At 46.0% G+C, this 19,714-nt stretch carries 18 protein-coding genes; 7 read left to right on the top strand and 11 right to left on the bottom strand.

Going from position 1 to position 19,714, the window contains the following annotated elements:
• Window positions 1–10: 10 nt before the first annotated feature.
• The gene (locus tag GC130_RS12850; protein WP_151998726.1) at window positions 11–562 is read right to left on the bottom strand and encodes an RNA polymerase sigma factor; all 552 of its coding nucleotides are present in this window, start codon (window positions 560–562) and stop codon (window positions 11–13) included.
• A gap of 155 nt (window positions 563–717) precedes the next feature.
• Here GC130_RS12850 and GC130_RS12845 point away from each other — a divergent pair, with 155 nt between their 5' ends.
• Window positions 718–1,782: an LA_2272 family surface repeat-containing protein gene (locus GC130_RS12845; protein ID WP_151998725.1), complete on the top strand. Its 1,065-nt coding sequence runs from the start codon at window positions 718–720 to the stop codon at window positions 1,780–1,782.
• 23 nt (window positions 1,783–1,805) lie between these two features.
• On the opposite strand, the gene GC130_RS12840 is transcribed toward GC130_RS12845, so the two are convergent.
• Genes GC130_RS12840 through GC130_RS12830 form a run of 3 tightly spaced genes read right to left on the bottom strand, consistent with a single transcriptional unit; the run spans window position 1,806 to window position 4,624 of the window.
• A complete protein-coding gene (locus GC130_RS12840) occupies window positions 1,806–2,867 on the bottom strand; it encodes a VWA domain-containing protein (RefSeq protein ID WP_226940465.1) in 1,062 nt (353 codons plus the stop codon).
• The gene (locus tag GC130_RS12835; protein ID WP_151998724.1) at window positions 2,860–3,729 is read right to left on the bottom strand and encodes a hypothetical protein; all 870 of its coding nucleotides are present in this window, start codon (window positions 3,727–3,729) and stop codon (window positions 2,860–2,862) included. Before GC130_RS12835 ends, GC130_RS12840 begins: the two co-directional genes overlap by 8 nt.
• A gap of 16 nt (window positions 3,730–3,745) precedes the next feature.
• A complete protein-coding gene (locus tag GC130_RS12830) occupies window positions 3,746–4,624 on the bottom strand; it encodes a DUF58 domain-containing protein (protein WP_151998723.1) in 879 nt (292 codons plus the stop codon).
• 51 nt (window positions 4,625–4,675) lie between these two features.
• On the opposite strand from GC130_RS12830, the gene GC130_RS12825 reads away from it, so the two are divergent.
• Window positions 4,676–5,053, top strand: coding sequence for a DUF4296 domain-containing protein (locus tag GC130_RS12825; protein ID WP_151998722.1), 378 nt, complete (start codon window positions 4,676–4,678; stop codon window positions 5,051–5,053).
• Entirely contained in the window at window positions 5,050–7,449 is a 2,400-nt protein-coding gene (locus GC130_RS12820; RefSeq protein WP_151998721.1) for an endonuclease MutS2, read from the top strand. The genes GC130_RS12825 and GC130_RS12820 overlap by 4 nt, the downstream gene beginning before the upstream one ends.
• A gap of 49 nt (window positions 7,450–7,498) precedes the next feature.
• Here GC130_RS12820 and GC130_RS12815 read toward each other — a convergent pair whose 3' ends face one another.
• The 6 genes from GC130_RS12815 to GC130_RS12790 form a co-directional block, all read right to left on the bottom strand.
• Window positions 7,499–8,002, bottom strand: coding sequence for a hypothetical protein (locus GC130_RS12815; RefSeq protein WP_151998720.1), 504 nt, complete (start codon window positions 8,000–8,002; stop codon window positions 7,499–7,501).
• A 105-nt stretch (window positions 8,003–8,107) separates the two neighbouring features.
• Window positions 8,108–8,725 (bottom strand): ATP-binding cassette domain-containing protein, encoded by a 618-nt coding sequence (locus GC130_RS12810; protein ID WP_151998719.1) that lies wholly within the window; start codon window positions 8,723–8,725, stop codon window positions 8,108–8,110.
• Window position 8,726: 1 nt separating this feature from the next.
• Entirely contained in the window at window positions 8,727–9,506 is a 780-nt protein-coding gene (gene lpxA, locus GC130_RS12805) for an acyl-ACP--UDP-N-acetylglucosamine O-acyltransferase (RefSeq protein WP_151998718.1), read from the bottom strand.
• On the bottom strand, window positions 9,503–10,897 hold the full coding sequence (locus GC130_RS12800) for a bifunctional UDP-3-O-[3-hydroxymyristoyl] N-acetylglucosamine deacetylase/3-hydroxyacyl-ACP dehydratase (protein ID WP_151998717.1): 1,395 nt from the start codon (window positions 10,895–10,897) through the stop codon (window positions 9,503–9,505). Before GC130_RS12800 ends, lpxA begins: the two co-directional genes overlap by 4 nt.
• Window positions 10,887–11,945 (bottom strand): UDP-3-O-(3-hydroxymyristoyl)glucosamine N-acyltransferase, encoded by a 1,059-nt coding sequence (lpxD, locus tag GC130_RS12795; RefSeq protein WP_151998716.1) that lies wholly within the window; start codon window positions 11,943–11,945, stop codon window positions 10,887–10,889. The genes GC130_RS12800 and lpxD overlap by 11 nt, the downstream gene beginning before the upstream one ends.
• 25 nt (window positions 11,946–11,970) lie before the next feature.
• Complete coding sequence (locus tag GC130_RS12790) at window positions 11,971–13,200, bottom strand: HD domain-containing protein (protein WP_151998715.1); 1,230 nt, start codon at window positions 13,198–13,200, stop codon at window positions 11,971–11,973.
• 60 nt (window positions 13,201–13,260) lie between these two features.
• On the opposite strand from GC130_RS12790, the gene GC130_RS12785 reads away from it, so the two are divergent.
• The 4 genes from GC130_RS12785 to GC130_RS12770 all read left to right on the top strand — a co-directional run bounded on the left by GC130_RS12785 (window position 13,261) and on the right by GC130_RS12770 (window position 19,567).
• Window positions 13,261–14,820 (top strand): bifunctional response regulator/alkaline phosphatase family protein, encoded by a 1,560-nt coding sequence (locus GC130_RS12785; protein ID WP_151998714.1) that lies wholly within the window; start codon window positions 13,261–13,263, stop codon window positions 14,818–14,820.
• A gap of 1 nt (window position 14,821) precedes the next feature.
• A complete protein-coding gene (tsaE, locus tag GC130_RS12780) occupies window positions 14,822–15,250 on the top strand; it encodes a tRNA (adenosine(37)-N6)-threonylcarbamoyltransferase complex ATPase subunit type 1 TsaE (RefSeq protein WP_151998713.1) in 429 nt (142 codons plus the stop codon).
• Window positions 15,243–16,469, top strand: a complete 1,227-nt coding sequence (locus GC130_RS12775) for an alanine dehydrogenase (RefSeq protein WP_151998712.1) — start codon at window positions 15,243–15,245, stop codon at window positions 16,467–16,469. The genes tsaE and GC130_RS12775 overlap by 8 nt, the downstream gene beginning before the upstream one ends.
• 65 nt (window positions 16,470–16,534) lie before the next feature.
• Window positions 16,535–19,567, top strand: a complete 3,033-nt coding sequence (locus GC130_RS12770) for an IgGFc-binding protein (RefSeq protein ID WP_151998711.1) — start codon at window positions 16,535–16,537, stop codon at window positions 19,565–19,567.
• On the opposite strand, the gene GC130_RS12765 is transcribed toward GC130_RS12770, so the two are convergent.
• Window positions 19,539–19,714, bottom strand: a 176-nt coding sequence (locus GC130_RS12765) for a transposase (protein ID WP_304599205.1), incomplete at its 5' end; no start/stop codon positions are given. The two genes, GC130_RS12770 and GC130_RS12765, sit on opposite strands and share 29 nt — an antisense overlap.

The raw sequence follows: 19,714 nt of genomic DNA, 5'->3' as shown, positions 1-19,714 counted from the left end.
CTATGTTATTTTAATTCATTAATTCATTGTAAAGCGGCAGCAGCTTTTTTCTTAGGTGCTGCACTGCGTATCGTTTCCTTGATATCAGAGTTTTGATATTCTCTCCTGTCAGGTCTGACATTTCCTGGAAAGTCATATCTTCTATTTCGTTCCAGATAAAGACTTGCTGTTGATTGACAGGAAGCTCTTCGAGCGCTGCAAACAGTTCCTTCCTGAATATTTCTTTCAGGTTTTCAAGCTCAGGCACATCTTCCTCAGACGGCAAAAGGTCTCTCAGCATGTAATCACCGTCGCCGTCATCTTCGAAGGTCTGATCGTCCAGAAGATCGACCTTTTTCTTTCGGTAGTTGTCGGTAATCTTGTTTCTGGCTACCCGGAATAGCCAGGCATTTACCTGCTCTATCGACTCCACATCAACCAGGTTGCTGAATTGATACCACACCTCCTGCGTGATGTCTTCAGCCTCCTCCAGTGTTCGCACCCTCGATCTGATAAAGCCAAACAGACGTTTCCCGTATTGCTTTAATGCTTCAGCAATGTTTTGAGATCTTCTTTCGGTCATCGTGAGTGAAACAGGTTCGTTCATCAAATAAGTAGACGAACGCAGATTTGATTTTACTTTAAAGGTTCTAAAAAAACTTGAGAAATCTATTGTACTCATGCAACCTACCCCAACTGGTGGACATCTTCCATTCAATAAAAACTCAAAAACGGACTATGAAAAAGACTACGATTTCAGCAGTGGTTGTGCTGGTTCTTTCAGCACAATGTGCCTTTTCTCAGGGCTTTGGCATTCCCTCAAAGAAAGGCGGCATCGGATTTGGTAACCTTCCAAGCTTCACCGGTATCCGGTTCAATTTTAAAGACAGCAACCTTGAAAAGGTCAACGGGATCAATATTACTGCCTGGGCACCCAAGGACGACGAACTTCACACTGGTGATGTGAATGGAATCTCTGTTGGCGTCCCTTTGGCATTGGGCTCCGAAAACAGGAGCGGGATAAGCCTGGGGATATTTGGTGTTGGGGCCAGGAGAAATGTGTCGGGCATCAACATCGCCGGTATTGGCGTTGGGGCTGGTAACAGCTTGTCTGGAATAAATATCGGAGGTGTGGGAGTAGGTGCTGGCGGCGATGTGGCAGGGTTCAACCTCGGTCTGGTGGGTGTTGGTGCCGGTGGTGATATCAAAGGTATTAATATTGGTGGGGTAGGTATGGGCACGTCTGGCAATGCTATTGGGTTTAACTTCGGCGGTATTGGTGTGGGCGCTGGTGAGAGCCTGAAGGGTATCAACCTTGCCCTGGTAGGCCTGGGTGCTTCCGAGAATGCCATCGGCCTTAATGTAGCCGGAATAGGCATGGGGGCCGGTCAGAAAATGACAGGTATCAATTTGGCCGCTGTTGGAATCGGCGCCGGAGAGTCGCTTACCGGTATTAACTTTGCTGGTGTAGGCATGGGCTCGAAGAAAATCAGGGGTATCAATGTGGCACTGGCCATTGGTGGTCAGCAGGTGTCAGGCATTACGGTTGCCCCCATTTTCCTGAAGGTAGAAAGTGGATCGGATAGTTCATTGAATGGAATTTCCATCAGTGCGGTTAATGCCGTGCAGGGTACTCAGAATGGCCTGAGTATCGGCATCATCAACACCACCCATCGCCTTCGTGGCATGCAAATCGGTCTCATCAATATTGTAAAGGACAATCCGAAAGGACTAAGGGTGCTGCCAATTATTAACGCTCATTTTGGAGGAGGGAAAGGTGATAGAATTGATCAGGACGAATAGCACTTTTACCGAAGCTGAAGGCTTTAGTCCCTCAGTATATTGCTCATAAAGCTGCTTTTGAGCAGTAGCCAAAGCAATAAAAATGCAATGGCCCATTTCAGGTACACCGTATAAAAATCGGTCGTGTCCTTGAATTGGGTCGTTTTTATTTCTGCCTTTTCAAACTCATTAATTTCCTGGAATACTCTTTCCAATGCATCGTTGTCGATCGCTCTGTAAAACTTGCCTTCACCAATTCGGGCAATTTCCCGCAGCGTAGTTTCGTCGAGTGTATTCTCCACAAAGCGTGTCCTGCCGAAGAAGTCGGTACCGAAAGGCACACGGCCTTCTTTTCCAATGGCAATGGTGTAAATTTTAATGTCATAGGCCCTGGCCAGCTCGGCGGCAGTGATGGGGTCAATGTTGCCAGCGGTATTATCACCATCACTCAACAGGATAAGTACCTTCGATTTGGAATCGGACTCACGCATTCGATTGGTGCCCACTGCCAAAGCACTGCCAATGGCAGTTCCCCGGCTTTCAATTAAGTCGAACGTTACAGTGTTAATATTAGCATTGAGTAAGTCGTAGTCGGTTGTCAGCGGCGACATAGAAAATGCATCACCGGAAAATACCACCAAACCGATTCTGTCCTGAAACCGGCCGGTGATAAAATCCCGTGCCACCTGTTTGGCTGCCTCCAGCCTGTTAGGCTCAAAATCTTGAATTTGCATGGACTCTGAGATGTCAATCACCAGCATAATGTCGATGCCTTCCGTCCACTGCTCCACTTTTTCGTTCGTCTTCTGCGGCCTTGCCAAAGCGATGATGAGTAGCAGGAACGTAAAGAATAATACCAAACCGGGCAAGAACCTCAGTACGCTAAGTGGATCTGATCTAAGGTCGGTTTTGGTAAGCGCAATATCCAGCTTCTGTTGCCTTTTGAACGTTAACAGCCATTTCAAAAGGAAAAGTAGGGGCACGGCAGGTAGCAGATAAAGCACAACTGGAAAAGCCCAGTCAAAATTCTCAAATGTTGACGGTGCGAACCATTTCAGAAAGAACCACGGAGTTTCCTCTGCCATCTTTATAGCTGCCTCATCCATGTTTCACCTCCTCTACCTTCTTGTTGTATTTGTCCTGGCAAATGTCTTCCAATGCTTCAAACTGCTTGAAGAGCTCATTATCGCCTACTCGCCCGTAAATATTCTTGTCGATATTTTTCAAGGCTGTTCGAAGTTTTTCATTCTCCTCGCCCTTTAGAATTTCCTTGGTCGTCAGCTTCGTGTAGGGCACCTTTTCGAGCGCCTCCAGGTAGCTCTTCCAGGAAATAAAGGCTGACTCAGCTTCATGGATATCGTTATTGCTCCTTATCGTTCTTAGCTGCTCAGTAAAGCTATTGGAAAACTTCTCGTATTTCTTCCGCATCCGGTACAGGGTGATCTTTTTCCTCACCGTTTTTCCGAAAACAAGGAAAAGCGTGATAACAATGATCAGAAAGATAATACCGCCAATAACGAGGTAGGGATAGTTGAAAGCGAAATCCAGCGGACTGTAGCCCACAGTTTCTTTTAATTTGGCATCCTGAGGAATTTCGTCCAGCAGGCCATCAATAAACAGTGAATCGACATTAGACATCACCTTCAGGCTGTCTTTTTCTCTCAGCCGAAACACAGGGAGCTGAAGGCTTTGGTAGGGCTCAAGCTCAAAAGTGGAAAGCTCATAAATGACGCTATCCACTACGGAGCCATTTCTTAGTCGGGAAGGAAAAAACGTTTGTTTGTTGAATTCGAACGGAGTAAAACGATGCGTGGAGTCGGGAAATAGCACTTTAATGCTGCCGGGGTACTCGGCCACGAGCACATAGCTAGCAGGGCTACCCAGCTTCACGCTGTCCTCCAGAAAGTATCCTTTAACATTCACCGATTGGCTATGCAGTGCCCCCCAGCTAAGCAGCCATGCAGCCATGAAACAAACCGTCGTTTTACCCACTTTTCCTGACTTTATTTCTCACTCTAAACAAACGGATCAATTTTGGCACGTATTCTTCTTCGGTACTTATAGAAAGGTAGTTGGCCTGATTCTTCTTGCACAACTTCTCAAGATCATACTGGTTTCCCTGATAGATGGTTTCTACTTTTTTACGAAAGGCAGGGGCGGAAGTGTTCACCCAAATCGTTTTTTTACTTTCCTTGTCGTACAATGGCACTATGCCTAGCCTTGGGAAATGCGTTTCTCTTCTGTCGCTCAAGTGGATCACCACAAGGTCGTGTTTTTTTGCTAAAGCCTTAATGCCCTGTTGATAGTCATCGTCCACAAAATCGGAGATCATAATGATCACGCTTTTGCGATGAATCATATTCATGGCGCTTCTTATGCCCAGGTTTAGATTGGTACCTGTTGATGATGGCTTCAGGTTAAACAAGCTATCTATAATTTGATAGGCATGTCTTAGCCCCTTAGCTGGCTTGATATATTTTTCCTTTTGGTCAGAATAGCACAACACACCAACCTGGCTGCCCTCCTTAATGGCTGAAAGAGCCAAAAGCCCACAGAGCTCTTTTCCAATATCTATCTTTTGCTGCCCGTCGGCGCCAATTTCCTGAGAGGCACTTACGTCGAGAATAAAGAAGACCGTCTGCTCCTTTTCCTCCTTGAATGTTTTCACAAAGGTGCCGTGCCCTTTGGCAGTCACATTCCAGTCTATGGTTCTGATATCATCTCCGTACTGGTATTGACGCACGTCGTCAAACTCCAGGCCGGAGCCTTTAAAGATCGAATGAAAATCTCCCTGCATTTGTGAGGTGATTGCCTTCCTGATCTCAATCTCATATCTTCGCAGCTTCTTGAGGAAATCCTTCATCACTCTTGGTTTGGGGTTTAAAGTTAGAATTTATTTAGCTAAATTTTGTCGGTGAAAAATGTTTTTTGGAGCCTTGGTGGCCTTTTCTTTATATCTCTCTTTGGGTGTAGCAACAAAGAGGAAATTCCTGTGGGTGTCGTTGAGCCCCAACGAATGATCAGCATTCTCACAGATATACATCAGCTGGAAACGGAGGTAGCGTCGCTGAAGTTAACCTACGACTCCTCAACGGCTCTTTACAAGCAGCAGCAACAACTTTTGTTTGACAAACACAACGTATCGGATTCGGTTTATACGCATAGTTTTGAATATTACCTTGAGCACGTGGAAATGCTCGACAAAATTTATGCAGCAGTGGTAGATAGTCTCTCAGTGAGGCGGAATATGGGCCCTCGTAAGGAGCCTGAAGAATCAGGAGAGTCGCTATGAGGGTGTTTCCTGATACCTTCGAGGCCAAAACGGGCTTCGACAAAATTCGTGAAATGGTTGTGGCCAAGTGCCTCAGCAGCCTCGGCACAAGGCATGTAGAGAAGATGAAGCCTTCAGACGACCTGAAGTACCTGAAAAGGCTTTTGATCCAAACTGAAGAGCTTAGACGGTTATTTGCGGCAGGTAACAGACTGCCCGACGCCAACTACATTGATCCGGCGGAGCAGCTGGCCAAAATGAAGGTTAGCGGCACTTACCTGGAGGAAGAAGAAGCCTACGACCTTAAAAGGTCACTTAGCACCATCATACAGCTTCAGTCAGTGTTGATAAAGCATGCCGAAGAGTGCCCAACACTTTATGGCTTATTGGGGATGGTCGACCTTCCTGTCGATGTTATTAAATGGTTCGAAGCTATTATTGATGATACAGGAAAGCTAAGGGCCAACGCCTCCAAAGAACTCATGCAAATAAGGGCTTCTATGGTCAGCGAGCATTCATCGCTGAGGCGGGTAATGGATCACATAAGCAAAGACGCACAAAAACAGGGGTGGTCACCTGACGACGGTTCCATCGCCGTGAGGGGCGGACGTTTGGTTATTCCTGTGCTTGCAGAGCACAAACGGAAACTAAAGGGGTTTATTCATGACGAGTCTGCAACAGGGCACACTGTCTTTATGGAACCCGCTGAGGCCCTGGAAATTAATAACCGAATCAGGGAGCTGGAACTGGAGGAAAGAAGGGAAATTATCAGGATTCTCAGAAACCTGACAGATCAACTCAGGCCTCACGTTCCTGCGCTGGAAAAAGCTTACCACTTTCTTGGTGCAGTTGACTTTATACGAGCGAAGGCTTTGTTCGCCATAGAAATCAATGGATTGCTGCCTATCATAGACGAAAAGCCTGTCATTGTTTGGCACAAGGCAGTGCATCCTCTTCTTTATCTGTTGCACAAAAAGGCGCAAAAACCAATCATTCCTCTGGATATTGAGCTCGACGCCGAAAAGCGCATTCTCATCATTTCGGGGCCAAATGCCGGTGGTAAGTCTGTCTGCCTGAAAACAGTCGTTCTACTGCAATACATGCTACAGTGTGGCCTTTTGGTGCCCGTGAGAGACGACTCCGTCATGGGCGTCTTTAATAAGATCTTCATCGACATGGGCGACGAGCAGTCGCTGGAAAATGACCTAAGCACCTACAGTTCTCACCTCACTTCTATGCGCTTCTTTCTGGAAAATGCAGGGGGGAAGACCTTGTTTCTGATCGATGAGTTTGGTGCTGGCACCGAGCCGCAGTTTGGTGGAGCGATCGCCGAAGGCGTGCTGGAGCAATTATATAAGAAGCAGTCATTCGGAGTCATTACAACACACTATGGCAACCTGAAGAGCATGGCCGAGAAGAATGCCGGGATCATCAACGGGGCCATGAGATACGATGTAAACCAGTTAAGGCCTTTGTATGAACTGGAGGTAGGCCGACCCGGGAGCTCGTTCGCATTGGAGATGGCTGCAAATATTGGGTTGTCAAATGCAGTGATCGAAAGAGCGAAAAGCCTCGTTGGACACTCGCAGGTAAAATTTGAAACGCTCATCAACGAGTTGGAAGCTGCCAAGAACGACTTTCAAACCAGATACGAGAGTGTTAACAGGAAGAATACCGAGCTTGAAAAGGTGCTGAAGGACTACCAGGATTTGAAAGCTCATTTGGATGCAGAAAAGAGCAAGATTATAAAGGAGGCCAAGCAAGAGGCCAAGCGTATAGTGCTGGATGCCAATAAGGCTGTAGAAAACACCATTAGAGAGATAAAAGAGAATAAAGCCGAAAAGGAAAAGACGAAAGAGGTGCGTCAAAAGCTCACAGAAATACAGGTTTCGCTCACTGAGGAAGTAGAGGAAAAGAAGCCTGTTTGGAAAACTGTGGCTGGTGAGATAAAAGTGGGCGACAAGGTCAGGATGGCAGGGCAGGAGTCCGCAGGTGAAGTGGTGTCGATTCGGGGAAAAAAAGCGGAAGTACTCATGGGAGAGCTAAAATCTCATATTGCACTTAACCGTCTTGAAAAAGTAAAATCGTCCTTACAGGGAAAAAAGAGTTTCAAGCGAGAGAGCGTCGGTGGTGTTTTCAAAGGGATCGACATGAACCAGAGAAGGGCCGACTTCTCGCCCAATCTTGATCTTAGAGGGAAGAGGGCTGATGAGGCCATTCAACTGGTGGACGATTTTATAGATAGCTCTGTACTCTTCAGCATGCACGAGGTGAGGATAGTGCACGGCAAGGGCGATGGAATCTTAAGAGAGGTGATCAGACGCTACCTGAGTGGCAATAAGTTCATTGAGCGGATGGCCGACGAACATGTGGAGAGAGGTGGTAGTGGGGTGACTGTTATCAGCTTCAGACAGTAAAAAAAAGGCCCGTTCTGGGCCTTTGTACTAGTCGTATCTGAGATCGATATTAGTTAGGGAATTCAAACACCCAAGTACCGGCTACACCTTGCATACGGCCCGCACCAGTGTCTTCGATAGTGAATGTCAGACTAAGCTTGGTAGATGTTACCGAAGCAGCCATCGTAACGCCATCGCTTCTTACTATTTTGCTAATGTCTTTCTCTCCAGCTGTTGCGCCGTCACCAAATGACCAGGTACCGCTTGCTGGCCATACTACGTCAACATTGGGTACTTCTGAGGCTGCTGGTCTACCAGTAGCTGTGTAGCTTCCACTACTGCCAGAACCGGTAAACTTCAAACCGAAGCCATCCCACTCTGTGGCTGCTACACCATCCTGTTTTACCGCTCCGGCCGCTACTGCCCATTCCGTTCCTCCATTGAGGAGCAGTTCGAGCCGCTCGGCTACGGGATCCGGCTCTGTTGTTCCGGGATCATCCCCGCCTCCGCAACTGATAAAAATAATCAATGCGAAAATTGTTGTTGCTGTGAATAGATTAGATAGTTTGTTCATGTGGATTTAGTTATAACTAAAAATTAACCTTTTTCAAAAATAGCAGAAATTGAAAATTATACCTAATTACGGTTTAAAAAATTAAAATAGGAATAATCCAATGTTTCACTTGAATTCTTCAATTGAAATGGTGTTTCTACACATTTCATATTCATAGGACTGGTTGGAACAGATCACCACCAACCGATCCTGTAGCACAGAATTCAAACGTTCCAAATACCAATTTATTCCATTAGTGTCCAAATTACTTGTAGGCTCATCCAGGATAAGAAGTGGCGTGGCACTCAAAAAGCTGAGAGCAAGCTTGAACCGCTGCTTCATACCCGACGACAGATGCTTCACTTGTTTTTGTGCCGAGTCTTCCAGCCAGGCGAAGGGTAGGACGTCCTCTTTCGACTTGCCACTTTCCAATCTTTTAAGGCTGAAATGGAAGTTGACCATTTCGGTTAGCGTGAATTCCTCAATGAGCTCCAGGTAAGGTGCTGCCAGTGACGTGTATCTGTAAACCAGGTGTTCATCGATTGCTTTTCCGTCAATATAGTGTTTTACTGTCCCTTCAGAGGGAATTAACTGCCCGCTCAACACGGCTGCCAACGTGGATTTCCCGCTTCCATTTCTTCCTGTAATGGCGTATGAGGAGCCTTTTTTGAGTGTATAGTTCAAATTCTTGAAAATCCACTCACGCAAATAGCGTTTGCCGGCATTTTCAAGCACTACCTCCATGTCAGACAGCAAAACCCTTCATTATTCCTCGTTCTGAGGATTTGATAAAATCAACGATCTGATCCCTTTCATTGGAATGAGGAGTTTCAGCAAGAATCAGTTCAATGGCTTTGGAGTGATTGAGGCCTCTGAAATAGATATAGCGATAGATGTCCTGTATTTCGTTGATTTTTTCGTTACTGAACCCTCTTCTGCGAAGACCTACAGAGTTAATGCCGCAAAAACTTAAAGGCTCTCTGCCTGCCGTAGTAAATGGGGGGATGTCCTTTCTGACCAGAGAACCTCCTGATACCATCACGTGAGAGCCGATTCTGGAAAACTGGTGAACGGCCGTAGTTCCACTAATAATGGCCCAGTCATCAATCACCACATGCCCGGCTATTTGCACTGAGTTTCCAAGAATACAGTTATTGCCGATAGTGCAATCGTGGGCCACGTGGGCATAGGCCATTATCAGGCAGTCGCTGCCCACCACAGTCTTTAGCTTGTCGCTTGTGCCCCGGCTAATAGTGACAAATTCTCTTATGGACGTGCCGTCACCTATAAAGGTCTCAGTTGATTCGCCTTTGAATTTAAGATCCTGAGGAACTGTAGAAATAGAGGCACCGTTGAATATCTTTACGTTTTTGCCAATCCGGGCCCCCTCGTAAATTACCGCATGTGAGCCAATCCAGGTGCCCTCGCCAATCTCCACATTGTGATGGATCACAGCGAAGGGCTCAATGGTTACATTGGGCCCTACCTTGGCTTCAGGATGAACATATGCTAGCGGGTGGATCATACGTCTTTTCTAACTATGCTGGCGGTCATTGCACCTTCACAAACCAGGTTGGAGCCAACATAGGCTTCGCCTCTCATTTTGGCAATTCCTCTTTTGATAGGTGCCAAAAGTTCGCAACGAATTACCAGGGTGTCACCAGGAAGCACCATTTTTCTGAATCTGAAGCCTTCGATCCCCAAAAAGTAAGTCCAGTAGTTTTCGGGATCGGGCACGGTGTTCAGTACCAATATACCACCTATTTGTGCCATTGCCTCTACCTGAAGCACCCCGGGCATTACCGGATTGCCAGGAAAATGACCCTGGAAGAAGGGCTCGTTGTAGGTTACATTTTTCACGCCTGCTACCCACTTCTCATCCAAATGAAATATTTTGTCGATCAAAAGGAAGGGATACCGATGCGGAAGTATGTTAGTAATCTTATTGATGTCTAATACAGGAGGTATTTTTGGGTCGTAGTAAGGCACGCCGTCGTTGGTAGAGCTCTGCATTACTTTCTTGAGCTTCTTTGCAAAAGCTACATTGGCAGCGTGACCTGGTCTGGCAGCCAAAATCTGGGCCTTAATGGGACGGCCGACAAGGGCAAGGTCTCCCATTACATCCAGCAGTTTGTGTCTGGCGGGCTCGTTTTTATATCTCAGGTCAACGTTGTTGAGAATGCCTTCTTTTTTCACCTGTACCTTGGGCTTGCCAAGAAGCTTTGCAAGGCTATCGAGTTCGTGTTCTTCAACTACCCTGTCTACTACCACAATCGCATTGCTAAGGTCGCCACCTTTGATGAGGTTGTTTTTATGCAGCGTTTCAAGTTCATGCAAAAAGCAGAACGTGCGGCATGAAGCAATCTCAGTGGCAAACTCGCCCACATTCGTCAATGTAGCATGCTGGCTTCCCAGAACAGGCGAGTTGTAGTCGACCATCACAGTCACCCTGTAATCGTCGAGCGGGAGAGCAGCAATCTCTATTTCATTGGTTTTGTCTCTGTAGAAGATGCTTTCCGGCACCTCGAAAAAGTTTCGTTGAGCATTTTGCTCTTCAACTCCTACTCTTTGAATCGCTTCTACAAACAGCAACGCACTTCCGTCCATAATCGGCACTTCGGGGCCATCAAGCTGGATCAACACGTTGTCTATCTCCAGGCCCACCAAAGCAGCTAAAGCATGCTCGGTTGTGCTCACCCTGGCGCCGTTTTGTTCCAGGGTAGTGCCACGGGAAACATCGACAACTAAGTCAGCATCGGCATCGATAGTTGGTTGATCTTCAAGGTCTACCCTTTGAAACTTTATGCCGTGGTTGGGTGGAGCTGGCACAAATGTCATCGTGGTATGGACGCCTGTGTGTAAGCCTACGCCTGAAACGGTTACTTTCTCTTTTACGGTTTGCTGCCTAATGTTCATCGTCTGTCTTTAGCGACGTCAAATTTATAATTTTTTCTTCAAGTTCTCTGATCTTCTGGTTTAGTTCAGGAAGTCTTTTGAAAAGCATAGCGGACTTCATGTACTGTAAATGATCAAATGCCGGGCTACCAAAAAGGATTTTTCCTTCTTCTTTGATAGACTTGTTGATGCCCGATTGTGCGGCGATTTTAGTCCTGGCCCCAAGTTGAATATGCCCTGCAAGCCCTACCTGCCCGCCAATCATGCTGTATTCGCCAACTTTCGAAGACCCGGAAATGCCAGTTTGAGAAGCAATGACAGTGTGTTTCCCTATTTCCACATTATGCCCTATTTGAACAAGGTTATCGAGCTTCACGCCCTCCCTGATGATCGTTGAATCAAAAGTGGCGCAGTCAATGGTGGTGTTGGCACCAATGCTTACATGGTCTTCCAGCACCACATTCCCCACTTGTGGAATTGTTTTGTAGCTACCATCGGCCTGAGGAGCAAATCCAAACCCGTCGCTGCCAATCACAGCACCTGAATGGATGGTGCAGTAATTCCCAATTTTTGTTCTGGAGTAGATTTTTACGCCTGCATATATAATGGTGTTGTTGCCAATGGTGACATCGTCGCCTATGTAGGTATTTGGATAGACTTTTACATTGTCACCAAGCCTGACATTTTTTCCGACATAAGAGAAGGCCCCTCTGTAGGTGTTTTTTCCTTCAGCGGCTGTGTCAGCAAAAAAGCATGGTTGCTCAACCCCCGATTTTTGAAAGCTGACCAATTTATGGTACTCTTCCAGCAGTGCTGTAAAACTTAAGTATGGATCGTCGACAAGGATTAGACCGGCCGAAATTTCGCCCTTTGGTTGAAAGCCTTTGCTCACGATCACAGCCGATGCTGTGGTCTTGTAGATGAAAGGCTCATATTTAGGATTAGACAAAAAGGTAATTGCCCCTTCGCCACCCTCTTCAATTTTGCCTACTCTGTTTACTTTTACTTGACCGTTGCCTTTTAGCTCCCCACCAAGGATGTGAGCGATTTGTGCCAGGGTAAATTCCATGCGAAATGGGCCTCAAATTTCTGTGTTACAAAGATACAATTTTGGGCCAGCATAGATAGTGTTTAGTTACGATTTTGCTCATGGCCTTGATGTTTGGGAGGTCCGACGCAGTGGCAACATCGACAATTTGCCCTGCTTTGGTTAAAATATTGATGGTTTGCCCTTCAGCAATATACGCTTTGTTGCTGATGCTTCCCTTGCCGATAAAGTAGTTGGCTTCGTCCTCGTTCACACCCAACTGAGATTGAATTTTCACCTTCAATCCATTTGCTATCGAGTCATTAATTTTATCACCCGACATCACGATCTGGAATAGCTTCCGTTGCAGCAGCATGGTGGAGAGCATGCTCAGCACTTTATCCTCGTAACTGACCCAGAATTTCACAGAGCCCCAAATGTCGTAGTCGTCGAGGGACGCAAAAACATCAAGGAGATCGGGGTCGTCCTGAAGATCTTTTAGTGCGATGTTTCTTTCGAGAAAAATGCTGAAGGCTGGTGTCGCTTTAATAGATGTGCCGTTTTGCACCAGCCACTTGGCTCGTTTAATGAGCTGAATCATCATTTTTTCCGACGCCACTGAGGTTTTGTGAAGATATACCTGCCAGTACATGAGCCGTCTTGCACTCAGAAAATTTTCAATACTGTAAATGCCTTTTTCTTCCACTACTAACTGCCCATCCCGGATGTCGAGCATCTTGATGATTCGGTCAGCGCCAATGGTACCTTCGGAAACTCCCGTGAAAAAGCTATCTCTTTTCAGGTAGTCAAGCCGATCTATGTCAAGTTGACTTGCAACCAGTTGGTTAAAAAAGGTGCGATGGTATTTATTCTTGAAAATTTCGAAGGCAAGAGTAAGCTTTCCTTCAAAATACTCGTTAAGCTTACTGATAAGAAGAACGGATATGTGCTCATGACCGATGCCATTCATTAAGCTAAACTCCAGCGTATGCGAAAAAGGGCCGTGGCCGATATCATGAAGTAAAATGGCAATCAGCGCCGCTTCGTATTCTTCTGGAGAAATTTCGTGACCTTTGCTCCTCAGGTTGTCGAGGGTAATGGTCATTAAATGCATGGCGCCCAACGCATGATGAAACCTGGTATGCAGTGCTCCCGGGTAAACAAAGTCACTCAACCCGAGCTGTTTGATTCTTCTTAACCGCTGAAAGTAAGGGTGTTGGATAATATCAAAAATCAGATCGCTTTGTATGGTGATAAAACCGTATACCGGATCGTTTATTATTTTCTTTTTGTTCAAACTAGTTGTACTGAATTTTGGGTGTAAATTGATCACTCAGCTTCTTAAAGTAAAGCCACTATGCAAAAATATTCCATTCTTTGGGCCGATGACGAAATAGACCTGCTTAAACCTCACATCTTATTTCTTGAAAGCAAGGGATACAAAGTCACACCGGTGATTAGTGGTGCAGATGCGTTGGATCAATGCGATCATAACGATTTTGATATTGTGTTCCTCGATGAAAACATGCCAGGAATGACGGGGCTGGAAACGTTGAGTTATATCAAATCGACGCATCCAAGTCTTCCCGTGGTGATGATTACCAAGAGTGAAGAGGAAGAGATTATGGAGGGAGCGATAGGAGCAAAAATCGCCGACTATCTTATCAAGCCACTTAATCCAAATCAAATCCTTCTGTCTGTCAAGAAAATCCTCGATAACCGCAGGCTGGTAAGCGAGCATACTAACCAAAGTTATCAGCAGGACTTTCGGAACATAAGTATGGCTTTCAGTGAGCACATGGACTACGAGGAGTGGGTGGAAGTGTACAAGAAGCTGGTGTATTGGGAGTTGGAAATAGAAAATACAGAAGACAAAAGCATGGCTGAGGTCCTCGAAATGCAAAAAGCGGAAGCGAGCAAAAACTTTACGAAGTTCATAGCCGACTACTATAAGGACTGGCTTAACGATCCAGAGTCCAAAAAGCCAATGCTTTCACATCAGCTCATGAAGAAAAAGGTATTTCCTCAGCTAAAAGAAAATGACCCGTTGTTTTTTATTGTGATAGACAACCTTAGGTATGACCAATGGGAGATATTAGAGCCTGTCATTTCTCAATACTTTAATATTAAAGAGAAGGAAACTTATTTTTCTATTCTCCCCACAACCACAGCCTATGCCCGCAATGCGATATTTTCTGGTATGCTGCCGAGTGAAATGGAAAAACATCACCCTGATCTTTGGGTGGGAGAAGATACCGATGACGGGAAAAACAATCATGAAGAGGATTTTTTGAAACGGCAAATTCAGCGCAACAGGTTGAATATTAAGTCATCGTATCACAAGATAATCCATGTAAATCAGGGCAAGCATTTGTTGGACAATTTCAACAACCTGATGAATAACGACCTTAATGTGATCGTCTATAATTTTGTAGACATGCTGTCGCACGCCCGCACTGACCTGGAAATGATCAGAGAACTGGCTCCTGATGAGGCAGCTTACCGCTCTATTACCAAATCATGGTTTGAACACTCACCTCTTTTGGATGCATTAAAAAAGATTTCTGAAAAGAAGTGCAGGACAATTATTACAACCGACCACGGCACGGTCAGGGTGAAAAGGCCTTTCAAGATTGTTGGCGATAAAAACACCAATACTAACCTGCGCTACAAGCAAGGCAAGAATCTTGGATACGATGGGCAGGATGTGTTTGTCGCCAAAAAGCCTGAAGAGATGTTCCTGCCGAAGGTGAATGTTTCTACTTCTTACGTTTTTGCTGTAGAGGATTATTTCTTCGCCTATCCTAACAATTATAATTACTATGTGAATTTTTACAAGGATACCTTCCAGCACGGAGGTGTTTCGCTCGAAGAAATGATCATTCCTATTATTTACCTGACACCCAAGGGAGGCTGAGTTGACTACAGAATTGTTTTGTGAGGATATTTCTCAGCTTCCGGAGATTGCCAGTCAAATCATTGGACTGGCAGGCAAAAATAAGGTGTGGATTCTTGAGGGCGAGTTGGGCACCGGCAAAACCACACTTATTAAAGAAATTTGCGTGCAACTGAAAGTGGTTGACAATGTGAATAGCCCGACTTTTTCGATCGTGAATGAATACGAAAACACTGAAGGGGAGACTATTTATCACTTTGATTTTTATCGGATCAAGTCTGAGTCGGAGGCGGCTGATATTGGTGTAGATGAGTATTTTTATTCGGGGAATTATTGTTTCGTCGAGTGGCCTTCTAAAATTCCCTCGTTGCTGCCCGAAGAATACCTCAAAATTACCCTTATCTTAGTGTCAGGAAACCAACGGAAGATTTTGCTCGAGACATATGGCTGACAAGTACCGAAAGGAAGTGGAGGAACTAGCGAAAGAACAATCCCTGTATCCGCAGGAATCACTTCTGAAGGTAAGAGAGGGCGATAAATCCCTTTTTATAGGCATCCCCCGTGAGCGGTCGCTTCAGGAGAATAGAGTGGCGCTGAAGCCATCCTCAGTAGCTGTTTTAGCAGCCGGAGGTCACGAGGTTTGGGTAGAGACCGGCGCAGGAAAAGCTGCCAAATTCCTTGATAAGGACTATAGCGAGGCTGGCGCAAAAATTGTTTATTCTGCCAAAGAAGTTTATTCAGCCGACATTATGCTCAAAGTGGAGCCACCCATGTCGGAGGAGATTAGCTACATGAAAAGCGGTCAAACGCTGTTTTCTGCCATTCAAACAGGGCGTCAGTCGGCTCATTTCATCAACGCACTCAACGAAAAGAAAGTAACTGCCCTGGCCTACGAGCTAATTGAAGACAAAGTAGGTGGGCTGCCGTTGGTAAGGGCCATGAGTGAAATTGCGGGCAGCACAGTCATGCTCATAGCAGCGGAGTACCTCAGCAATGTGAATGGGGGGCAGGGAGTAGTTGTCGGAGGCATTACGGGCGTGCCACCCACACAGGTAGTTATCCTGGGGTCGGGAACGGTAGCAGAGCATGCCGCAAGAGCTGCACTCGGTCTTGGAGCGGATATTCAAATTTTCGACAACCATATTTATAAGTTACGGCGTGTAAAGCATGCCCTTGGCCAGCAGGTGTACACGTCTACCCTCGATCATGCCACTTTGCTGACAGCCCTGAAAAATGCCGATGTGGTCATTGGGGCCATGAGAGTCGAGAAGGGGAGGAACAAATGCGTGGTGACTGAAGAAATGGTGATGGAGATGAAACAAGATTCTATCATCATTGATGTGACTATTGATCAGGGGGGCTGCATAGAAACAGCCGAATTAACAACTCACAACGATCCGGTTTTTAGAAAACACGGAGTTATTCACTACTGCGTGCCCAATATCGCTTCCAGGGTGGCCAGAACTGCTTCAACAGCGCTCAGCAATATATTCACTCCGGTGTTGATGCAAATAGCCGAAGTGGGGGGCGTTGGCGACATGATATTTACTCACAAGTGGTTCATGAAAGGCGTATATACCTTCAAGGGAAGCCTCACCAACCCTCATCTTGCCCGCAAGTTCAATCTTAAGTACAAAGATTTAAATTTATTAATGGCGGCGAGGTTCTAACTTGTTCTATTTGCAAGCTGCCATATACCCCATCTTATTATACTGTAAAATGGGGATTTTGAAAAATGAATAGAGCAAGGATAATCATCTGTTTGATTCTCTTGTCAGGTCTTCTGAATCACAGGCACCTTGTCGCCCAAGCATTGTCCACGGAGGGCAAAGAGTTTTGGCTTGGTTACATGGACAATTGGCTTCAGGATCCAAATAACCCCATTCGCCTCGAATTGTACATCAGCGCCGATGATACTACGTCCGGGATAGTAGACATGCCTCTGATTAGCGGCTGGCAGCCTCTGCAATTTACTGTGATTCCTGGCGTCACCACTTCTCTAAGCGTCCCGGCAAATGTTGCCATGGCCTTTGGGTCTGGCTTAGTCCAAAACAAAGGCATTCATATCACTACCGATAAGAACGTGAGCGTGTATGCTATGAACAAAAGGCAGTACAGTGCAGATATGGCGCTTATTTTACCTGTTTACTCATTGGGTAGCGACTATTTTGCCATGTCCCATTGGGAAAGTGGCAACAGAGACAATAATTCTCACTCAGACTCGGAACTGCTCATCGTTGCAGTTAGCGATGGCACAGAAATAGAAATTACGCCAAGCGTGAATGCCATTGGAGCGCACCCTGCCGGAACTCCTTTTCTTGTTACGTTGAATCAGGGTCAAGTGTATCAGTTGCAGGCTGGAAGCGACCTTACGGGCACCCACATCCGGTCAGTGAACACGGTGGAAGGTACCTGTAGCAACTTTGCAGTTTTTGGCGGTAATCGATATACCAAAGTAGGCCAATGCGAGCATCCCGATGGGCACGATCACTTATTTGCCCAGATGTATCCGGTTGATACCTGGGGAAAAGAATACATCACCGTTCCGTTTGCTTCTCGTTTGGGCGGCGACTTGGTGAAAGTACTGGCTGCAGAAGAAGGCACAAATGTTACCGTTAATAACGTAGCCTATGAGCTGGCTCGGGGAGAGTTCAAAAGTTTCATTCAACGAGAGGTGACCTCAGTTAAGTCCGATAAACCTGTTTCCGTGGCTCAGTTCAGCCTGAGCCAGGGTTGCGATGGAACAACAGGAGATCCATTTGTGGTGATGATTAGTCCGAATGAACAACTCGTGAAGAAAATCACCTTCAATGCTCCGTCAATAGCCACTATTTCGAAATACGAAGTCACGATCATTTCACCTTCATCCAGCACGGCGAGCCTCACATTCGATAATAACGATATCAGCAGCAGGTTTGCAGAAGTACCTCAAAGTCCAGGCTACTCATTTGCTACCCTACAGTCATCCGGTGGCAATCACACTATACGATCTGGCGGTGATGGGTTCATTGCTTATGTGTATGGCTACGGTAATAACGAATCGTTTGGATATCCAACCGGAGCAGCTTTGGGCAACCTAAAGGTAGATTTTAACATTATAAGCACTACTGGTCAGCTATTGGCTAAAGATAGTCTGTGTCCCACCACCTCGATTTATTTCGAACCCGTCAGCGAGTTTGAGTTTGATCACTACGTTTGGGATTTTGGCGATGGCACCACTTTGATCAGTGACGACAAACAAGCAGTTACTCATGAATACGCCGACACCGGAGAATACTTAATTCGACTTATTGCTTCTACAGGTCTGGGAGAATGCGGCAACGGAAATCAGGAAACAAGTATCAAATTGGTCAACGCTATCTATCCAAGTGTAGAGGTGCTGGGACCAAGATCGGTGTGCCCAAATACGCACAATGTTGTTTATAAGGTGGAGAATGCCGGGGGCTATGACCTCACCTGGAAGGTTGAAGGTGGTACTGTAAACTCGTTCAATGGAGATAGCATATCTGTGAACTGGGGACAAACATCCAATGCTGCTTTTGTGGGTGTGGTAGCAACCAACAGGTTTGGCTGCGCAGGTGCACAAAGTGTTTTCGCTATTAAAATAAATATTCAACTCGAGCCGGAAGCTCCTTTTGGGCCTGACAGTCTTTGTGTGAGCAGTGCGAGGGCCATTCCTTACAGTACTTACTTCACTGAAGGCTCCACCTACAATTGGCAGGTGTCGAATGGCAGCATAGCAAGCGGGCAAGGCAAACACCAGGTAAATATCGACTGGCTTGAGCCGGGCTCAGGCTGGCTCTGGTTCGAACAACTGACTTCTACCGACACGCTGTGCGCCGGTTTTTCGGATTCACTGCAAGTTTATCTTCAACGAGAGCCTTCCGGCAAAGTAATCATTGACCAGAAGCCAGAGAGGGCGTATGTTTTACAGGAAACGGTCTTTCAATTGCAGGCCGATCCACTTTTCACACTTGTGAATTGGGATTTTGGCGATGGAACAACCCTTGATAGCATTTCAGTTAATGATAAGGTAACGCACACTTACACATGCCAGGGAGTGTATGATGTGGCAGCGGTTGCTTACGACTCGACAATTCTGTGTAATACAGAAGCTCGGGTGTTAAACCAGATCACAGTGCTAGCTCCACCACTTGAGCTCCTCAGGGTTACACATAGTGAAGAGGTCGGCAATACCATTCAAATAGACTGGACTGGATTGGCGGCGGTTGAAGGATATGACAAACCACAATTTCTTTACCGTAGAACTAACTCGCCTGTCGCTTCAGCCTGGAGGCTACTGGCAACTTTGACCGACGGCGAATCCGAATATCTCGACCGGAGCCTGTTGGAGACAAAGAACAATAGCTATGCCTACGGGCTGGAGACCAACACCAATTGCGAAGAGGGTATTGCCACTAGTGTCCATGAAAGCATTTTGCTAACTGGCAGCGTTAGTGACGATCATACCAGTGGTTCTATTATGTGGAACGACTATGCCGGGTGGCAGCATGGTGTAAAACACTATGAAGTTTGGCGGCAGATTGATGGAGGCGAATTTCAACTACAGGAGACTGTCACGGAGAATGGCTTTGATTTTTCTTATCAGGAAGATGGGTTCACCTACTGCTTTAGGGTGAAGGCGCTTGAACACGATGGTAATAACCAATTGTCGCTTTCCAACGAGGCTTGCGTCAATTTTGAGCCAGCAGTATTTGCTTACAAACCTGAGTTCGATTTTAAAAAGCGGCTAATTGGCTTGTTTTGACGGGTTGATATTTGATTGCAGGCTTTTTGGGGAAGAAGGAGTAGGCAATCAATCCTGAAATAAGGTTGGTGATGAAGTTTTCGAAAGACCTATGTCTGGAATGTTCGACTTGACAGATGTTCTTGAGTTCATCGTTTACAGTTTCTA

The sequence above is a fragment of the Imperialibacter sp. EC-SDR9 genome (assembly GCF_902498805.1).
GTDB lineage: Bacteria > Bacteroidota > Bacteroidia > Cytophagales > Cyclobacteriaceae > Imperialibacter.
This window is presented reverse-complemented; position numbering and strand designations above follow the sequence as displayed.